Source organism: Mesorhizobium sp. M0058, from assembly GCF_040323095.1.
Classification (GTDB): domain Bacteria; phylum Pseudomonadota; class Alphaproteobacteria; order Rhizobiales; family Rhizobiaceae; genus Mesorhizobium.
The window spans coordinates 25,689-43,511 of sequence record NZ_JAMYUQ010000026.1 but is presented as its reverse complement, the minus strand read 5'-3'; the positions used below and the strand labels follow the sequence as shown (position 1 = coordinate 43,511).

Below are 17,823 nucleotides of genomic sequence, written 5' to 3'. Positions count from 1 at the left end.
GCCGCAGCCGCGGTCGCGACTGTCTTTCGCCGAGCCCTTCGCGTTGCGCGCTGGGCTCAGCCTTCCCCTTCCTGTCGCAGGTTATCAGTGGAAAACCGTTCGCTCATCCAACGCCTGATCGCGAGGCCGGAATTCGGGCCCTTCGTTCTGCTCATCGTCGAAATCGCGGTATTCTGGAGCATCAACCACGATTTCCTGTCGCCGCAGAACATCTCCAACACGCTGGCCTTCACCGTCGAGCTCGGGCTGATCGCGCTGGCGATGACGCTGTTGATGACGTCGGGTGAATTCGATCTGTCGGTCGGCTCGCTGTTCGGCTTTTCGCCGGTGCTGATGTGGACGCTGTTCAACAGCGGCCTGACCTCGCTGGAGGTCGGCTTCCTCGCCGCGCTGCTGATCGCGGCCTTCATCGGCCTGGTCAATGGCTGGTTCGTCACGCAGCTGAAAATCCCATCCTTCCTGGTGACGCTCGGCATGCTGCTGGTGGTGCGCGGCACCGCGCTGTTCGTCACTGACGGCTTTCCGCAGCGGACGTGGAGCGCCGAGGGCAGCTGGCTGGCCGAAGCGCTGGTCGGTGATTTCTTCATCGGCCCGTTCCGCATCTACATGTCGCTCTTCTGGTTCATCGCGGCGGCCATCGCGCTGGGCTACGTGCTGACGCAAAGCCGGACCGGCAACTGGATCCAGGCAGCCGGCGGCAATCCAGGCGCCGCAAGGGCGCGCGGCGTCAACGTCAGCGGCGTCAAGATCGGCCTGTTCGTGCTGTCGTCGGTGATGGCTTCGCTTGCGGGCGTCATCTCGTCGCTGCGCACGTCGGCCGCCAACCCCAACAGCGGCACCGGCTACGAGCTCGAAGTCATCGCCATGGTGGTGATCGGCGGCACGGCGCTGACCGGTGGGCGCGGCACCATCATCGGCACCGTGCTCGGCATCCTCATCCTGCGCGTCATGCGCAACGGCATCGTGCTGATCGGCGTGCCCGGGCTGGCCTACAACATCTTCATCGGCGCCATCATCCTCGGCATGATGGCGCTGCACTCATGGCTGGAACGCCGGCATCAGGCAGGGACCTAGAACCATGGCTGAACCGCTCATCCGCATGTCCAACATCAAAAAGTCCTACGGGCGCGTGCAGGCGCTCGAAGACGCCAATTTTCATGTCAACGAAAGGGAGATCGTGGGCCTGCTCGGCGACAATGGCGCCGGCAAATCGACGCTGATCAAGGTGTTGTCGGGGGCGGTGCCGCTGACCAGCGGCGACATTTTCATCCGCGGCAAGAAGGTCAATCTGCGCAGCACCAGCGACGCCATCGCGCACGGCATCGAGACGATCTACCAGGATTCGGCACTGGTGACGCAGCTGTCGATCGCGCGCAACCTGTTCCTCGGCCGCGAGCCGATCAAGCCGCCGCGTTTTTTGAACCGCATGGACCAGGAGGCGATGAACAATGTCGCCCGCGACCTGTTGAAACAGGTCGGCATCTCCAAGAACATCCCGCCGACGACGCCGATCGGCTCCCTGTCCGGCGGCGAGCGGCAGGCCGTCGCCATCGCGCGCGCCATGCACTTCGACAGCGACCTGATCATCCTCGACGAGCCGACCAACAATCTCGGCGTCGCCGAGACGCAAGGCGTGCTGAGCTTCGTGCGCAACGCGCGCGATTCCGGGCATTCCTGCATCTTCATCGCCCACAACATCCACCATGTCTTCCAGGTGGTTGACCGCATCGTCGTCATGCGCCGGGGCAAGGTGGTGGCCGACGACATCGACCCGAAGACGACCAGCGTGGCCGAGGTCGAACGCATCATCACCGGGATGTCGGACAAGGAGATCCGCGACGCCATCATCGAAGGCGGGCCATCGCACGGCTGAACCGTCTTCGCGCCGTCTGGCACGGAAACGCATCCGCTCTAACTCGTTGTAGAGCATGACCTTTTGACAAAACGGTTCCCGTTTGTCCGAGAAAACCGGTTCCCACTTTTCGGGATCATGCTCTATGACTACAGCCATGAAAGCCACCGTTGCCGACATAGCCAGGAGCTGCGGCCTGTCGACCGCGACCGTCGACCGGGTTCTGAACAACCGGGCCGGCGCGAGCGCCGCCAACCGCCAACGGGTGATGGAGGCGGCCAAGCAGCTCGGCTATTTGCCGGTGGTCGATCAGGTGACGCTGCCGTCGCGGCCGGCGCATCTTGAATTCTTCCTGCCGATCGGCGCCAACGGTTTCATGATCGACCTCGCCGGGCACATCGAGGACTATGCGGGGCGCCTGCCGCTGGTCGCCTCGTGCCGGATCCACAATCTCGGCGGCATCTCACCGGCAGCGCTGCAGGCGGCGGTTGAAAATCTGTCGCTGAAGGCCAATGGCGTCGGCGTCATTGCCGTCGATCATCCGCGAACGCGCAACATATTGCGCGATGTGGTCGAGGCAGGCATCCGCCTTGTCACGCTGGTCTCCGACGTTCCAGCCGCCCCGCGTTCGGCCTATGTCGGCATCGACAACCGGGTTGCCGGACGCACGGCGGCGCTGTTGATGGGGCGCTTCCTCAACGGCCGCCAGGGTCATCTGGCGATGGTCGTCGGCTCGCGTTCCTATCGCGGGCACGAGGAGCGCGAAATGGGTTTTCGGTCGGTACTAACAGAGGAATTCCCCAATCTAACCGTCTCGAGTGCGGTCGAGATCAATGACGAACCCGAAGGCAGCTACACAGCAACGATGCAGGCGCTGCACAACGAGCCGGAACTGCTCGGCATCTATTGCGTCGGGGCCGGGCGCTCAGGTGTGGCGAGAGCGCTGCTCGAGGCCAAGCCAAAGAAGAAGCCGGTCTTCATCTGCCACGACCTGACCAAGGAAACGCGCGGCTATCTCGTCGACGACCTCGCCGATGTCGTCATCGACCAGAATGCGCGGCTGATCGCGGAGCAATCTGTGATCCGCCTGCTCGGCTCGATCGCGTCCGCCGCGCCCTACCTGACGAAGAAGTTCATCGAGCCACGGCTGATCTTCAAGGAAAACGTGCCGGTGCAGTGAAGTCGCGCCGTGGCGGTTTCTCCGATTTGTACGACAAGTCGGGGTAGATGCCGCAAATCTGCACAGCAGCCATGCAACTTTCATTGTTGCCGAATCATTGGGCAACCCGTACTCATCTGGGTGTCGGCCATCTACTCCTCCCAGATGCGATGCCGACGCTGAGCGCGGTGCACCTCCTCCCGCATCTCGTTCGAAATCGAGCCCGCTGCCACCTCCTCCCGGCAGCGGGCTTTTTTCATTCTCAAATGAATCTAAATTAAAGTTGACGGGCAAGTTCGGAGAATAGCCAAAAGCCCCGCCGGATGATGGGGACTCCTCAACTCCGAAAGCTGGAATTCAGCGCGCCCTGAAAGAGCTGATCAGGCCTTCAGCCATGCGCACGAACTGCGTGCTGGGGCCCTGGCAGCCCATGGTCTGCACGCTTACGCGCGCCCCTTCGAACAGCAGCGACAGCGTATCGGCCAGAAGCTCGGCCTGACCGATGCCCGCATCCCGGCACAGCGCAACGAGGCGATCGCGCTGAGCGCCCTTGAGCTCCTTGATCACGCTCCTGGCGGGATGGTCCGGCTCGGTCAATTCGGCGGCAGCATTGGCCATGTCGCAGCCGCGACCGTCAGCCGCCAGGCAAGCAGCGGCCATGCGAATCCAGGCATGCAACTGGGCGAGCTTGTCGCCGGGATGCTCAGCCTCGAATTGGTCCCACATCGCGGCGCCTTTAGCCGCCGACGCGCGCAGGCATTGGACGATCAGTTCGTCCTTCGACTCAAAATGACGGTAGAGCGTCATCTTGTTGGTGCCGGCGGCTTCCGTGATGGCGTCGACACCGACGCCCTTGATGCCATGCTTGTGAAACATGTCCTGCGCCGTCTCCAGGATTCGGTCCCGGGGGCGCACGCGATCGGTAATGCCGTCTGCCATCGCAGTCTCCTTGTCTCCCTAAAAATTCGGTTCACCTCTTGACTAGGGTGTTACCGGTCTGTAACTATCCGAATGTTACTTACTGGTAACACCTATGTGGCCTTCCGTCAATAACAAGGCCGTGAACTGGTCCTGCCAGATCACAAAGGGTGAAAATTGCAGGTCATGCGGCTCCGGCCGGTGAAGAGATGAAAACCGGTTCGCGATCGTCCGATGCGAATCGCTGGAATGGAGACGCTCCAATGTCGCAGCGCAAGGATTTGACCATCGATGAAGCCATCCGGGATCCGATGATCCGGCTGGTGATGAAAGCGGACCGCGTCAATCCGCGCGCCTTCGAAGCGATGCTGAGGACCGTTGCCGATGAGCAGGGCCTCAGCGGTGCGGCGCCGTCTTCGTATTTTTTGCAGGACCCGGGTTCGGTGCGCAGCCGGCGGCTGTCCCGGTCTGCCAATTCTTTTAAAGAGGCCGGTTCTTCTAAAGAGGTTTGCGTGTCGTGGTAAATTATTTCATCCATCGTCCGATCTTCGCCTCGGCCATCGCCATCATCATGGTGCTCGCCGGGACGATTTGTTATTTCCTTTTGCCGGTTTCGCAGTTTCCCGACATCACGCCGCCGCAGGTCGTGGTCAGCGCCCATTATCCGGGCGCCAGCGCGCAAGTGGTCGCCGATACGGTGACGACGCCGCTGGAGCAGCAGATCAACGGCGTCGAAGGTATGACCTACATGTCGTCGTCGAGCTCCAATGACGGCTCCTCGACCATCACCATCACCTTCGATGTCGGCTATTCCTTGAGCACCGCGGCCGTCGACGTCCAGAACCGCGTCTCGCAAGCGGCCTCCTCGCTGCCGGCGATCGTCAACCAGGGCGGCGTGACGATCAAGAAGCAGAACCCGAATTTCGTCCTCATCGTCAACCTGACCTCGCCCGACAGTTCGGTCGATCCGGTGGCGCTGAGCAACCTCGCCTATCTGCAGGTCGTGGATCCGCTGAAGCGGCTGCCTGGCGTCGGCGACGTCCAGATATTCGGCGAGCGCCGCTATTCGATGCGCGTCTGGCTCGACCCGGACAAGCTCGCCAATCTTGGCATCACCGCTGTCGACGTCCAGAACGCCATCTCGGAACAGAACGTCCAGGTGGCGGCCGGCAAGATCGGCCAGTCGCCGGCGCCCGCCGGCACCGCCTTCGAGATGCAGGTCAACGCCGTCGGCCGCCTGAGCGACCCCAAGGAGTTCGGCGACATCGTCGTGCGCGCCAACACCGGCACCGGCTCGCTGGTGCGACTGCGCGACGTCGCCCGCATCGAGCTCGGCGCGCTGCAATATTCGTCGTCGGCCTTCTTCGGCAAGGACCCGACGGTGGTGCTGGCCGTCTACCAGATGCCCGGTTCCAACGCGCTCGATCTGCAGCAGCACGTCAAGGACAAGATGCAGGAACTGTCGGCCCGTTTTCCCAAGGGCGTCAGCTACGCCATGCACTACGACACCACGCGCTTCGTGTCGGCATCGATGCATGACGTGCTGATCACGCTTGGCGAAGCGCTGGTGCTGGTCGTGGCCGTGGTGTTCATCTTCCTGCAGAGCTGGCGCACGACGATCATCCCGACCATCGCCATTCCGGTGTCGCTGGTGGCGACGATGGTGGTCATGGAAATGATGGGCTTTTCGCTCAACATGCTCTCCCTACTCGGCATGGTGCTGGCCATCGGCCTCGTCGTCGACGACGCCATCGTGGTGGTCGAGAATGTCGAGCGACAATTGGAGGCGGGCCTCAAACCGCTGGCGGCGACCAAGGCCGCGATGGCCGAGGTCACCGGACCGATCATCGCCACCACCGCAGTGCTGATGGCCGTCTTCGTGCCCGTTGCCTTCATTCCTGGCGTCTCCGGCAAGCTCTACAATCAGTTCGCGCTGACGGTGGCGATTTCGGTCGGCATATCCGCCTTCAACTCGCTGACGCTCAGCCCGGCGCTGAGTGCCGCCTTCCTGCGCCATCGCGGCGAGACGCAGTTCGCCCCATTCCGCTGGTTCAACACGGGCTTCGAGAGACTGTCGCATGCCTATGCCCATGGCGTGCGTATCCTCATCCGGCTGCGCTGGATCATGCTCGGTCTGTTCGCGGCCGGCCTGGTGGCCACCTACTTCGTCTGGCAGAAGCTGCCCTCGACCTTCCTTCCGGTCGAGGACCAGGGTTACTTCTTCGTCGTCATCCAGCTGCCTGACGGCGCCTCGCTGGAGCGCACCGACGCGGTGGCCCAGAAGGCGCGCGACATCCTCCAAGCTACGCCCGGAGTCGAGATTGTCGGTTCGATCAGCGGCCTGAACTTCCTGACCAGTGCGGCGCAGTCGAACTCGGCTGTCGAGTTCGCCATCCTGAAGCCGTGGGAAGAGCGCGGCCCCGACCAGAGCGCGTCGAAGCTCGTCGCCGACGTGCGCGGCAAGCTGATGCAGATTCCGGAAGCCTTCGCGCTGTCCTTCGATCCGCCTTCGATCCCGGGTATCGGCACCACGGGCGGCTTCGAATTCGTCGTCGAGGATCTCACCGGGCGCGGCAGTTCAGCCCTCAACGACGCGACGCAAGCCGTGATCGCCGAGGCGCGCAAGCAGCCGGAAATCAACCCGCAGCAGCTGTTCTCGCCGTTCTCGACCTCGACGCCGCAGTTCAACTACGACCTCGACCGCAGCAAGGCCAAACTGCTCGGCCTCAACCTGCCCGACGTCTTCAACACGCTGCAGATCTATCTCGGCTCGCTCTACGTCAACGACTTCAACCTGTTCGGCCGCACCTTCCGGGTGACCATCCAGGCCGACAAGGATGCACGTGCCGACGCAGGCGACCTTTCGCGGCTCTATGTGCGCAACGCCTCCGGCGGCATGGTGCCGCTGAGCACACTGGGCAAACTGGTGCCGTTCGTCGGCCCGGAAACCGTGCCGCACTACAACAACAACGCCTCGGCCACGATCAATGGCGGCGCAGCCCCCGGCTTCTCGTCGGGCCAGGCGGTTGCCGCGATGGAACGGGCCGCCGCCACCGCTTTGCCCAGGGATTTCGGCTTCGAATGGACCGGCATCACCTTCCAGGAGCTCAAGGCAGGATCGATCGCGTCGGTCGTCTTCGGCCTCGCCATCGTCTTCGTCTTCCTGATCCTGGCGATGCAGTATGAGAGCTGGGCGATGCCGTTCATGGTGCTGCTGGCGGTGCCACTGGCCCTGTTCGGCGCCTTCGCAGCCCTGTTCCTGCGCGGCATGCAGATCGACGTCTACTCGCAGATCGGCTTCGTCATGCTGATCGGCCTCGCCGCCAAGAACGCGATCCTGATCGTCGAGTTTGCAAGGCGGCGGCGCGAGGAAGGCTTGAGCATTGTCGACGCGGCGATGGAAGCCGCGCGGCTGAGGCTGCGGCCGATCCTGATGACGGCCTTCGCCTTCATCCTCGGCGTGCTGCCGCTGATGTTTGCGACGGGTGCGGGTGCGGCAAGCCGGCAGTCGATCGGCACCACCGTGTTTGGCGGCATGGTCGCGGCGACCATTCTGTCGCTGGTGTTCGTGCCAGTCTTCTACGCGGTCATCGAACAGCTGCGCGAACGCCGCGTGCGCAGCGAACCCAACGCTGCTCATGACCAGGACAATAATGAACCGACAGCCGAACCAGCGCCGATGCGCCTGGCCGAAGCAGCCGAATAGAATTGGAGACCAAAATGCGTAAATGGAAAATAGCTTTGGGAACGGCCGTCGCCCTGGGAGCGATCTCGGTGGCAAGCGTCCACTTCCTCGACATGGGCAATCTCAGCCTCAATGCCGGCACGGCGGCAGCGACGGCAGCACCTGCGGCATTCGTTATGCCGGTGCCGGTGACGAGCGTGGTCAAGAAGACGATCCCGATCTATCTCGACTACGCCGCCCGCATCGAGGCGATCCGCAGCGTCACCTTGCAGGCCCGCGTGCCCGGCTATCTGCAGGAGCAGACGGCTGAGGACGGCGCGGATGTGCGCCAGGGTGATCTGCTCTACAAAATCTCGCCCGACGACTTCAAGGCGGCTCTCGACCAGGCCAAGGCCGAAGTGCAGCGCGACCAAGCGAGCCTCGACTATGCACGCTCCAATCTCGGCCGCGGCTCCGAACTCGCCAAGAGCGGTTATCTGGCCAAGGATGGGTTCGACCAGCGCACGAGCACCTTGCGTCAGGCCGAAGCGTCGCTTGCCGTCAACCAGGCGGCGGTGCGGACGGCCGAGCTTAATTTGAGCTACGCCGAAATCCACGCTCCGTTTGCCGGCCGCGTCGGCCGCAACCAGGCTTCGGTCGGCACGCTGGTCAGCGTCGCCGGCACGGTGCTGAACACGCTGGTGCAGCTCGACCCGATCTACGTCACCTTCAATCCGAGCGAGACGGATCTGGCCGAAATCGAACAGGCCCGGGCCGCCGGCCCGATCGAGGTCGAGGTGCTGCTGCCCGGCGAGACCGAAGCCAGCCAGAAGGGCGAACTCACCTTCATCGACAACACGGTCGACCACTCGACCGGCACGATTACGGCGCGCGCCACCATCGGCAATGCGAAGTTCTCGCTGCTGCCGGGCCAGTATGTCCGGGTGCGGCTGCACATCAAGCAGCTGCCCGACGCGCTGATGGTGCCGCAGGTGGCGCTGGGTTCGAGCCAGCTCGGCAAATATGTCTATGTAGTCGGCAAGGGCAACACGGTCGACCAGCGCATCGTCTCGCTCGGCGCGACCAGCGGCGACCTTGTGGCGGTGCTCAGCGGCGTTGCCGAAGGCGACCAGGTGATAACCGGCAATCTGCAGAAGATCGGACCAGGAATGCCGATCTCGCCATTGCCCCAGGAGAAACCGGCCAGCTGATAACCCCCATCAGCCCCGGTCCTGCGGCGCCTTCGGCTTCCACGCCGAGGGCGCCGTTTTTTATGGAGCGCCGCACGCCGTTTTTGGAGTAACCGCAAGGCACAAGAATCCGGAACAGACATATTGTAGGATTGTCGACAATCTGCTTGTCTGTTTCCGGCTCTCACTGGAGTGACGGAATGGCCAAGCTGGACTTCAATCCGATCGCGGATACGACACGCCGGGCCGAGATCGTCGCGCTGTTGCGGCGGGCGATCCTGACCGGCCAGCTGGAACCCGGCCAAAAGCTCAACGAGCTGAGGATCGCCGAGCAGATGAGGGTCAGCCGTGCGCCGTTGCGCGAGGCAATGCGCGAGCTGGTGCAGGAAGGCATCCTGACCAGCATTCCCTATGCCGGCACCTTCGTCATCGATGTCACCGCCAAAGATATCGACGACGCCTATTCGCTGAACAAGGTGCTCGATGAATTCGCCATCGAGCGGACATGGAAGCTGCGCGACCAGCGCTTCTTCGACGAACTCGACCGCCGGCACGAGGCAGTGAAGCAGGCGACGCGCGCGCGCGACACCACCCGCCAGATCGAAGCCGCGCTGCAATTGCACGGGCTGATCTATGAATGGGCCGACAATTCGGTGCTGCTGGAAACCTGGCAGCGGCTGACCAGCCGGCTGCAGATGTATTTTGCCCTGCACCAGCGGGCCCGCAACGAGCCGGTGCCGGCCGAAGATCTCCACGAGACCTATGTGCGGCTCTTGAAGGGCGCCGACATGCGCGCTGCCCAGCGCCATGCGCGCGAGCATATCGACCTCGATTTCGAAGAGCTGCTTGCCTATGCGCGTGGCCTCGATCAGCGGAACATCGAAGGGCTGACCCTCCTCAACGCCTAGAGACAACGGACAGACAAGTGCAGATCAAAACCATCAAGGCCTATCGCGTCGTGCAGCCGTTCGTGGACGGGCCCTACCGCATGTCCAAGGGGCGGGTTGCAGACTGCTTCGATGCGGTGATCGTCGCCATCACCTCCGACAGCGGCGTGACCGGCTGGGGCGAGATGGCGCCGCTCGGCAATTTCTATTCGGCCGCCTTTCCGGCGGGAACGCGCGCGGGCGTGGTCGAGATCGCGCCGCACCTGATCGGCCAGGACCCGCGTGGCCTCGCCGGCATCGGCCGATTGATGGATACGGTGTTCAAGGGCCATCCTTACATCAAGTCGGCGCTCGACATGGCCTGCTGGGATCTGGCGGCCCGGGCCGCCGACGTGCCGCTGGTGACCATGCTTGGCGGCCGCGAGAGCGACATGGCGGAGACCTACCGCGTCGTCACCCACGGCACGCTCGACCAGATGGCGGCACTGGCCAAAAGGATCATCGCCCAGGGCTGCCGCCGGCTGCAGGTCAAGGTCGGCGGCAATGTGCATGAAGACATCGAGCGGGTGAGCGCAGTCGCTTCGGCCGTGCCGAAAGGCACGGTGATTTTCTGCGACGCCAATGCCGGCTGGACACCCTACCAGGCGCGGCAGTTCGCCGATGCAACGCGCGGCATCGACTACACGTTCGAGCAGCCCTGCACGACGATCGAGGAGAACATGTCGGTGCGACGCATGCTCGACAAGCCGATGGTGCTGGACGAGAGCGTCATCTCGCTCGAGGCGATGCTGGAAATCCATCGCCTGGGCGCCGCCGACGGGCTGACGCTGAAGATCTCGCGGCTTGGCGGCGTAACCAGGACAAGGCAAATCCGCGACGTCGCCGTCGATCTCGGTTTCATGATCACCGTCGAGGATACGGGCGGCGCCGAGATCGACACGGCGGCGATGGCGCATCTGTCGCTGTCGACGCCGGAAGAACGCCGGCTGCACGCCATCGCCTTCCATGAGTGGGTGACGGTGCGCACGGCCTCCAACGCCCCACCGGTCACCGGCAGCCACATGGGCATTCCCGACGGGCCCGGCCTCGGCATCGATGTCGTGCCCGACCTGCTCGGCAAGCCTTTCCTAGAGATCGGCTGAGATCAAGCGCAGCATGAAGCTGTCACCCCACGAATCCTCCGTGGGAGATTTGGTCCTGCAGCCATTCTCCGATTTGCGGGTTGAAATATTTTTCAAATGGAAATAGGAATGTTCAAAATGATGATTTGACGCTGCGGCGCGTCATGACTGGAGGAAGCGATATGGCCCATCCGCAATTTGCAGCGGAACTTCTGCAGCGCGCTGAAGCCCAAGGGCCCATCACCATCGGACTCGCCGGCGCCGGGCAGATGGGCACCGACATCGTCGTCCAGGTGGCGCTGATGCCGGGCATGCGGATCGGTGCCATTTCCGAGGTGCGGCCGCAAGCGGCGATCGATGCCGCACTGCTCGCCGGCCATGACCGCTCCGACATCGTCCAGGCTGCGAACGCCTCTGCCATCGACCGCGCCATCGAGGCCGGCAAGATCGCTGTCACCGAAGATCTGCATGCGCTGGCCGCGGCCGGCCGCATTGATGTCATCATCGACGCGACAGGCAATCCCAACATCGGCACGCTGTTTGCGCTCGAAGTGATGAAGAACGGCAAGCACATCGTCATGCTCAATGTCGAGGCGGACATTACGATCGGCCGCTTCCTCAAGGAGGAAGCGCGCAAGGCCGGCGTGGTCTACACCGGTGCGGCCGGCGACGAACCCGCCTGCACGCTGGAGATCATCGGCTTCGCCAAGAGCCTCGGCTTCAACATCATCGCCGCCGGCAAGGGCAAAAACAACCCGCTCAAGATCGACGCCATGCCCGCCGACTACGAGAAGGAAGCGGCCGAGCGCAACATGAATGCGCGCATGCTGGTCGAGTTCGTCGACGGTTCCAAGACGGCGATCGAGATGGTGGCTATCGCCAACGCCACCGGGCTGGTGCCCGACGTGCCGGGCATGCACGGCCCGACGGCGACGCTGGAGGAACTGGCCAGCGTTCTTTGCCCGCGCGAGGATGGCGGCGTGCTGCACCGCAAGGGCGTGGTCGACTATTCCATCGGCAAGGGCGTGGCGCCCGGCGTGTTCTGCATCATCGAAACGAGGCATCCGCGCGTGCTGGAGCGCATGGTCGACCTCAAGGTCGGCAAGGGCCCCTATTTCACGATCTACCGTCCCTATCACCTGACAAGCCTTGAAGTGCCACTGTCGGCGGCGCGCGCCGTTGTCTACAAACGCGCCGACATGGAGCCGCTCGACCATCCGGTCGCCGAAGCGGTGGCGGTGGCCAAAAGCGATCTCGGCGCAGGGCAGTCGCTGGGCATGATCGGCGAGAACGACTATCGCGGCTTCGCCATGACCTGGGAGGACGCCCGCGCCAAGGGCGCGCTGCCGCTCGGGATTGCCGAACGCGCCAAGGTGGTCAAGCCGGTCAAGACCGGCGACTTCCTCACCTATGAAAATTGTGTACCCGACGATTCGATGGTGATAACGCAGATCCGCCGCCGTCTCGACCAGTCGGACGGACAGTTTGTGACCAACGCCGCCTGAACCTTCGGGATCTCCCTGTGATGGACGATGTCGTTATCGGGATCGATGCCTCGACGACGGCGGTGAAGGCAATCGCCTTCACCCGCGACGGCGCGGAGCTGTTCCAGGCGCGCGAGGCCTATCCGCTGGCCAATCCGAAGCCCGGCCATTTCGAGCAGGATGCCGAACATTGGTGGGCAGCCCTCGTCAGTGCGCTGAAGCAGGTTGCCGACAAGGTCGGCGCCGCGCGCGTGGCGGCAATTGCCATAGCCCATCAGCGCGAGACCTTCACCCTGATCGATCAGGCCGGCACGCCGCTCATCCCGGCGATCCTGTGGCTTGACGAGCGCGCCCGGCCACAAGTCGCCCGGCTGTCGGCCGAACTCGGCCGCGAAGCGATCCGCGACTGGAGCGGCAAGCCGCCGGATCCGACGCCGGCGCTCTATGCCATCGCCTGGTTGGCGGAACACCAGCCGCAGGTGCTGGCCAACGCCGCCGCCCTGGTCGATGTTCATGGCTTCTTCGTTCACCGGCTGACCGCACAGCTGGTTACCAGCACGGCAAGTGCCGACCCGCTCGGCTTGCTCGATGTCGCGACAGGCGAATGGCACGCTGAGCTTGTGGCGGCTGCAGGGCTGCAGCCACGGCAGTTGCCGGCGCTGATCGGCCCAGGCGAAATCTGCGGCGGCCTTGCCGAAAGCATTGCCCAGCTGACTGGCCTCAAAGCGGGCACGCCAATTGTCGCCGGCGCCGGCGATGGCCAGGCCATGGGTCTCGGCATGGGCGTCTATGGTGCCGGCAGGAGCTATCTCTCGCTCGGCTCCGGTGTCGTCTGCGGCTGCTATTCCGGCACAGTCACCACATCGGACGCGTTTCGCACGCTGGTCTCGCCCACCGGTTCGGGCTTCATGCTGGAAACCGTGCTGCGCTCGGGCATGCAACTGGTCGACTGGATCGTGCGCACCACCGGCGCGTCTTCCGCGGCAGAACTGGAGAAGGGTGCGGTCGATGTTGCGGCCGGCAGCGACGGTCTTTTGGTCATGCCCTATTGGGCCGGCGTCATGAGCCCCTATTGGGATGGCGCGGCGCGCGGCGCCGTTGTTGGCCTGTCGCTCGACCATGAGCCCAGGCATCTCTTCCGCGCCACGCTGGAAGGCATCGCTTTGGAGCAAGCCATCGCCAGCGAGGCGATGGAGGCCGAAAGCGGCGGCAAGCCGGGAGAGATGATTGCCGCCGGCGGCGGCACCAATTCGGCGCTGCTGATGAAGATCATGGCCAGCGTGCTGGAGCGGCCGCTGTTCGTGTCGCCGGTCAACGAGGCGGCGGCCCTTGGCGCGGCCATGCTGGCGGCTTCGGCGATCGGCTGGTTTGCCTCGCCGGAAGACGCCGCCAAGGCGATGGCGGCGGCGCCGGCCAGGCGTGTCGATCCGGATATGACGCTGGTGCCGGCTTACCGGGCGCGCAAGGCGATCTACCGCGACCTCTATCACGCGACACGCGACATCCACGCGCGGCTCGGTGCGATCTGAGTTCAAGCGCAGCTTGCCTGCGTGAGGCTCCCATGCCCAACCTGCCCAGCTTGCCGATTTTGCGTCCTGCCCGGCCAATGCTAGACTCATCGGGCTCATGAAAGCAGTATTTCACCTTGCCGCCCTGCCCTGGATTGTCGCGCTTGCGGCAGCTCCAATGACGGCGCGTGCGCAGGACGAGCCGCCCTTCGAGGTCACGCTCGACATGGACAATGACGGCAGGATGGATCGGGCCGCGATCGCGGCGGATTCCGAAACCGGGCTGGCGGATCTCTCGATCTATCTGGCTGCCGGCGAAGGAAAGCTCGATCCTTCGCGCAAGCCTGACTTTGTCAAAAGGGCGCTGACGCAGGACCGTATTCTCGGGCTCGAAAGCAAGGGCAAGGGATCGCTTGTCGTCACCTCGTGCTTCGGCTGCGGCGCCAACAAATCATGGGATGCGACGCTGACCATCGTCTGGCGCGGCGGTAAATTCCTTGTCGCCGGCTACAGTCGCGACTGGGACTGGAATGTGCAGAAAGCCGACGGCTCGGTCGGGACGACGCTGGGCGGCTGCGACATCAATTTTCTCACCGGCAAAGGTACCGCTTCAAAGGACCTGGACGACGGCAAACCGGTCGCGGGAAAATTCGTGCCGATCGCACTGGCCGACTGGTCGGACGACAGTCGTCCGGAGCCCTGCGAATTCTGACCGACGCCGACAGCGCTCAACGGTTGAGCAGGCCTTTGGCCGCATCCTCATCGGTAATGAGCACCGAAATCCTGGTGTTGGCGAGCGCGGCGCGCATGACGGCGACCTTCTCCTGACCGCCTGACACCAGGATGATGCTCGGAATATCGGACAGATCCTGCAGCGGATAGGCGCAGACGCGGCGGTTGACCTCATGGTCGACAGAGTGGCCCTCGGCGTCGATGAAATGGCACAAGAGGTCGCCGACCGCGCCGGCCGCCTGCAATTCCTCTAGTTCGCTCGGTTTGATGAAGCCGTAATTGGCGATCGGGCTGTCCTTGGAAAACGAGCCGACGCTGAGCACGGCGATGTTGGCGCGGCGCGCGCGGAAGACGACATCCTGAACGCTGCGCTGGCTCATGAAGGCGTCGCGCTGTTCCGGCTTGTCGGCATAGACCGGCACCGGCAGCAGGAAACATTCAGCGCCGATCTTTTCGGCGAACTCCCAGGCGCTTTCGGTCGGGTTGAGCGGCTGCGCGTGGGTGAGGCCGCCGAGCATCGAGACGACCGTCGTCCTGGCAATCGGCCGCCTCGGCAATTCGTTGATGGCGAATTTCAGCGTCCGGCCCCAGCCCAGCGCAATGACGTCGCCGGCATTGACGTTGTCGGCGAGATAGGCGGCAGCCGCGTGGCCGATCATCAGCGGCGCGTTGCTGCGGTCGGCGGCCGACGGCACCACGACCGCCTGGCTTAGCCCAAAGCGCTGCTTCAGGCTCTCCTCGAGCTGCACACATTCGACGACACTGTCGCGAATGCGGAACTGGACAATGCCTTCCTCGCGGGCAGCCGACAGGATCCGGTGCACCTTGATGCGGCCGACGCCAAGAATCTCGGAGATGCGCTCCTGCGTCAGCCCTTCGACATAGTAATGCCAGGCGGCGCGGGCCTTGAGCTCGGCATCGGGGAAGCGCGAAGCCTTCTCATTTTCGACGGTCGCCATCTTTTGCCCTCCCGCGGCAGATTTCGGAAATCTTTTCCGCAAGCGCCGCCGCCTGGCCTTCCCTAGGACAAACCGCCCTGTGGCGCAAACCTTCGCCGAATGGCGCAACGGCTCTTGACAATTTTCTAATGAACAGTTTAGCTGAACAAAATTGCATATCAAAGATAAATTGTTCACAGGGAGGTGCCTGGTGAACAAGAGCGGACGGCAGGCCATCGTCGTTTCGCTGACGGAGGAGACGAAGTGGCCGTGAGTAATGATGCAAGCGAGTCGAAGGCTGGCGAGTTGAAAGCCGCGCCCGGCACTCAAGGTGCGACGGCCGCGAAGCTTTCGGCGCTGTTTGCCGGAACCATGGGGCCGCTGATCGGGCTGCTGCTGCTTTGCCTGGCGCTGACGCTGACCACCGACACGTTCCTCACCGTGCGCAACATCCTCAACGTACTTGACCAGATCACGGTGCTCGGCATCATGGCAATCGGGATGACGCTGGTGATCCTGATCGGCGGCATCGATCTCTCGGTCGGCTCGGTGCTGGCGCTGGCCGCCATGGTGATGGGCTTTGTCTCCCACCCCGACTATCTCAATCTCGGCCTTGCGGCCGGCGTCGTCGCAGCACTGGTCGTCGCCGGCCTTTGCGGACTGGTGTCCGGCCTGCTGGTGACCGTCACCCGGCTGCCGCCGTTCATTGCGACGCTGGCGATGATGTCGGTGGCGCGCGGTCTTGCCAACATGATCACCGACGGTTCGCAGATCGTCGGCTTTCCCGACTGGTTCACCAGCCTGTCGATCATCCGCCATTTCGGCTTCCTGTCGGTCACAGTCGGGGTGATGATGGTGCTGGCGATCGTCTTCGCCATCTTCCTCAACTACCGCGCCACCGGCCGCAGCCTTTACGCCATCGGCGGCAGCGCCGAGGTGGCGCGGCTCTCCGGCATTCCGGTGAAGTCGCTGACCAACTGGGTCTATGCCATCTGCGGCGTGCTTGCGGGTCTTGCAGGCATTGTGCTTGCCGCGCGGCTGGATTCGGTCCAGCCGAGTTCCGGCCTCGGCTATGAGCTCGACACCATCGCGGCGGTGGTGATCGGCGGCGCCAGCCTCTCGGGCGGCGTCGGTTCGATCGGCGGCACAGCGGTCGGCGTGCTCATCATCGGCGTGCTGCGCAACGGCCTCAATCTGCTCGGCGTCTCGCCCTTCATCCAGCAGGTGGTGATCGGCGTGGTGATCGCGCTGGCCGTCGCCAGCGACACCTGGCGGCGCAGGGCGCGATAGAGAGCGGGGCACAATTGAGAATTCGCCCGGAACGTCCGGGCGATAGACGGATCGGTCGATCCGAAACTGGGATGTTCCAAGGGGCGCGATGCGCTGGCGGGACAGTTTGACTATCAACGGAGGAAACACATGCTCACCAAACGTTCACTGCTGCTCGCCGCTGCCGCAATCATTCCCCTGCTCGGCCTGACCGACATGGCCTCGGCCAAGGACGCCAAGAAACTCGGCCTCGCCGTCGCCAATCTGCAGGCCGACTTCTTCAACCAGATCAAGCAGTCGGTCGAAGCCTACGGCAAGGAGAAGGGCATCGAGATCGTCACCGTCGACGCCAAGGGCGATTCAGCGACCCAGGTCAGCCAGGTGCAGGATCTGATCACGCAGAACATCGACGCGCTGATCTACATTCCGGCCGGCGCCACAGCCGCCACCGTGCCGACCAAGACCGCCAAGGCCGCCGGCATTCCGGTGATCAATGTCGACCGCAACGCCGACGGCGCGCCCGGCGACACCTTCATCGCCACCAACAGTGTCGCCTCGGCGCAGGCGGTGTGCGACTACATCGCCAAGCAGGCCGGCGGCAAAGGCGAACTGATCATCATCCACGGCCAGAAGGGCACCACGCCGGAAGTCGACCGTTCCAAGGGTTGCGGCGAAGCGCTCAAGGCCTATCCCGATATCAAGGTGGTCGGCGAATTGTGGAGCGAAGGCTGGCACCAGGACGAAGGCTTCAAGCTGACGCAGGACCTGCTGCAGTCGCATCCCGATGTCTCCATCGTCATCGGCCAGGCCGATGCGCTGGCGCTGGGTGCGGCACAGGCGGTCAAGGTCGCCAATCCCGGCCACAAGGTCTGGGTTGCCGGCTTCGATGGCGACGTGGCCGCGCTCAAGGCGCTGAAGGACGGCGTGTTCGACGTCACCGCGACGCAGCAGACGCAAGGCATGGGCCGTCTCGCCGTCGATGCGGCGATCAAGCTGGTGGCCGGCGAAAGCGTTCCGGCCGAGCAGCTGCAGGATGCGACGCTGACCACCAAGGACAATGTCGAGCAGTTCATCGCCAAGCATCCGTAACGACCGGCACCG

Annotated in this window: 15 protein-coding genes; 13 read left to right on the top strand and 2 right to left on the bottom strand. The window is 63.8% G+C overall.

Going from position 1 to position 17,823, the window contains the following annotated elements; all coding sequences use genetic code 11:
* The first annotated feature begins 87 nt into the window (after positions 1-87).
* The 3 genes from NKJ75_RS30235 (at position 88) to NKJ75_RS30225 (ending at position 3,032) form a co-directional block, all read left to right on the top strand.
* Positions 88-1,074 carry an ABC transporter permease gene (locus NKJ75_RS30235; protein ID WP_023668514.1) on the top strand — a complete coding sequence of 329 codons (987 nt, stop codon included), beginning with the start codon at positions 88-90 and terminating at the stop codon, positions 1,072-1,074.
* Between the two features lie 4 nt (positions 1,075-1,078).
* Positions 1,079-1,873: an ATP-binding cassette domain-containing protein gene (locus tag NKJ75_RS30230; RefSeq protein WP_023745525.1), complete on the top strand. Its 795-nt coding sequence runs from the start codon at positions 1,079-1,081 to the stop codon at positions 1,871-1,873.
* Positions 1,874-2,009: 136 nt separating this feature from the next.
* Positions 2,010-3,032, top strand: coding sequence for a LacI family DNA-binding transcriptional regulator (locus NKJ75_RS30225; RefSeq protein WP_023668516.1), 1,023 nt, complete (start codon positions 2,010-2,012; stop codon positions 3,030-3,032).
* Between the two features lie 336 nt (positions 3,033-3,368).
* Here the strand turns inward: NKJ75_RS30225 and NKJ75_RS30220 are convergent, their stop codons facing one another.
* Positions 3,369-3,950 (bottom strand): TetR/AcrR family transcriptional regulator, encoded by a 582-nt coding sequence (locus NKJ75_RS30220; RefSeq protein WP_352500556.1) that lies wholly within the window; start codon positions 3,948-3,950, stop codon positions 3,369-3,371.
* A 242-nt stretch (positions 3,951-4,192) separates the two neighbouring features.
* On the opposite strand from NKJ75_RS30220, the gene NKJ75_RS30215 reads away from it, so the two are divergent.
* From NKJ75_RS30215 to NKJ75_RS30180, 8 genes are all read left to right on the top strand, one after another.
* The gene (locus NKJ75_RS30215; protein ID WP_352500555.1) at positions 4,193-4,453 is read left to right on the top strand and encodes a hypothetical protein; all 261 of its coding nucleotides are present in this window, start codon (positions 4,193-4,195) and stop codon (positions 4,451-4,453) included.
* Positions 4,447-7,635: an efflux RND transporter permease subunit gene (locus NKJ75_RS30210; protein ID WP_352500554.1), complete on the top strand. Its 3,189-nt coding sequence runs from the start codon at positions 4,447-4,449 to the stop codon at positions 7,633-7,635. Before NKJ75_RS30215 ends, NKJ75_RS30210 begins: the two co-directional genes overlap by 7 nt.
* Before the next feature lie 14 nt (positions 7,636-7,649).
* Positions 7,650-8,804 (top strand): efflux RND transporter periplasmic adaptor subunit, encoded by a 1,155-nt coding sequence (locus tag NKJ75_RS30205; RefSeq protein WP_023687079.1) that lies wholly within the window; start codon positions 7,650-7,652, stop codon positions 8,802-8,804.
* Positions 8,805-8,983: 179 nt separating this feature from the next.
* On the top strand, positions 8,984-9,691 hold the full coding sequence (locus tag NKJ75_RS30200) for a GntR family transcriptional regulator (RefSeq protein ID WP_023828020.1): 708 nt from the start codon (positions 8,984-8,986) through the stop codon (positions 9,689-9,691).
* A 17-nt stretch (positions 9,692-9,708) separates the two neighbouring features.
* Positions 9,709-10,812: a mandelate racemase/muconate lactonizing enzyme family protein gene (locus NKJ75_RS30195; RefSeq protein ID WP_023696609.1), complete on the top strand. Its 1,104-nt coding sequence runs from the start codon at positions 9,709-9,711 to the stop codon at positions 10,810-10,812.
* Positions 10,813-10,973: 161 nt separating this feature from the next.
* Positions 10,974-12,296, top strand: coding sequence for an NAD(P)H-dependent oxidoreductase (locus NKJ75_RS30190; RefSeq protein WP_023668524.1), 1,323 nt, complete (start codon positions 10,974-10,976; stop codon positions 12,294-12,296).
* Positions 12,297-12,316: 20 nt separating this feature from the next.
* Entirely contained in the window at positions 12,317-13,804 is a 1,488-nt protein-coding gene (locus tag NKJ75_RS30185; RefSeq protein WP_023684409.1) for a xylulokinase, read from the top strand.
* 97 nt (positions 13,805-13,901) lie between these two features.
* Positions 13,902-14,495 carry a hypothetical protein gene (locus NKJ75_RS30180; protein ID WP_155924217.1) on the top strand — a complete coding sequence of 198 codons (594 nt, stop codon included), beginning with the start codon at positions 13,902-13,904 and terminating at the stop codon, positions 14,493-14,495.
* A 16-nt stretch (positions 14,496-14,511) separates the two neighbouring features.
* On the opposite strand, the gene NKJ75_RS30175 is transcribed toward NKJ75_RS30180, so the two are convergent.
* The gene (locus tag NKJ75_RS30175) at positions 14,512-15,474 is read right to left on the bottom strand and encodes a sugar-binding transcriptional regulator (RefSeq protein WP_023684411.1); all 963 of its coding nucleotides are present in this window, start codon (positions 15,472-15,474) and stop codon (positions 14,512-14,514) included.
* Between the two features lie 285 nt (positions 15,475-15,759).
* Here NKJ75_RS30175 and NKJ75_RS30170 point away from each other — a divergent pair, with 285 nt between their 5' ends.
* Complete coding sequence (locus NKJ75_RS30170; protein ID WP_050588086.1) at positions 15,760-16,743, top strand: ABC transporter permease; 984 nt, start codon at positions 15,760-15,762, stop codon at positions 16,741-16,743.
* Between the two features lie 129 nt (positions 16,744-16,872).
* Complete coding sequence (locus NKJ75_RS30165; RefSeq protein ID WP_352500553.1) at positions 16,873-17,811, top strand: sugar ABC transporter substrate-binding protein; 939 nt, start codon at positions 16,873-16,875, stop codon at positions 17,809-17,811.
* Positions 17,812-17,823: the final 12 nt, after the last annotated feature.

What these genes read in the sequence shown, in the direction of transcription:
- NKJ75_RS30220 (WP_352500556.1), bottom strand. Translation starts at nt 3,950, where the DNA reads ATGGCAGACGGCATTACCGATCGCGTGCGCCCCCGGGACCGAATCCTG.
- NKJ75_RS30200 (WP_023828020.1), top strand. Translation starts at nt 8,984, where the DNA reads ATGGCCAAGCTGGACTTCAATCCGATCGCGGATACGACACGCCGGGCC.
- NKJ75_RS30230 (WP_023745525.1), top strand. Translation starts at nt 1,079, where the DNA reads ATGGCTGAACCGCTCATCCGCATGTCCAACATCAAAAAGTCCTACGGG.
- NKJ75_RS30185 (WP_023684409.1), top strand. Translation starts at nt 12,317, where the DNA reads ATGGACGATGTCGTTATCGGGATCGATGCCTCGACGACGGCGGTGAAG.
- NKJ75_RS30215 (WP_352500555.1), top strand. Translation starts at nt 4,193, where the DNA reads ATGTCGCAGCGCAAGGATTTGACCATCGATGAAGCCATCCGGGATCCG.
- NKJ75_RS30205 (WP_023687079.1), top strand. Translation starts at nt 7,650, where the DNA reads ATGCGTAAATGGAAAATAGCTTTGGGAACGGCCGTCGCCCTGGGAGCG.
- NKJ75_RS30225 (WP_023668516.1), top strand. Translation starts at nt 2,010, where the DNA reads ATGAAAGCCACCGTTGCCGACATAGCCAGGAGCTGCGGCCTGTCGACC.
- NKJ75_RS30165 (WP_352500553.1), top strand. Translation starts at nt 16,873, where the DNA reads ATGCTCACCAAACGTTCACTGCTGCTCGCCGCTGCCGCAATCATTCCC.
- NKJ75_RS30175 (WP_023684411.1), bottom strand. Translation starts at nt 15,474, where the DNA reads ATGGCGACCGTCGAAAATGAGAAGGCTTCGCGCTTCCCCGATGCCGAG.
- NKJ75_RS30190 (WP_023668524.1), top strand. Translation starts at nt 10,974, where the DNA reads ATGGCCCATCCGCAATTTGCAGCGGAACTTCTGCAGCGCGCTGAAGCC.
- NKJ75_RS30180 (WP_155924217.1), top strand. Translation starts at nt 13,902, where the DNA reads ATGAAAGCAGTATTTCACCTTGCCGCCCTGCCCTGGATTGTCGCGCTT.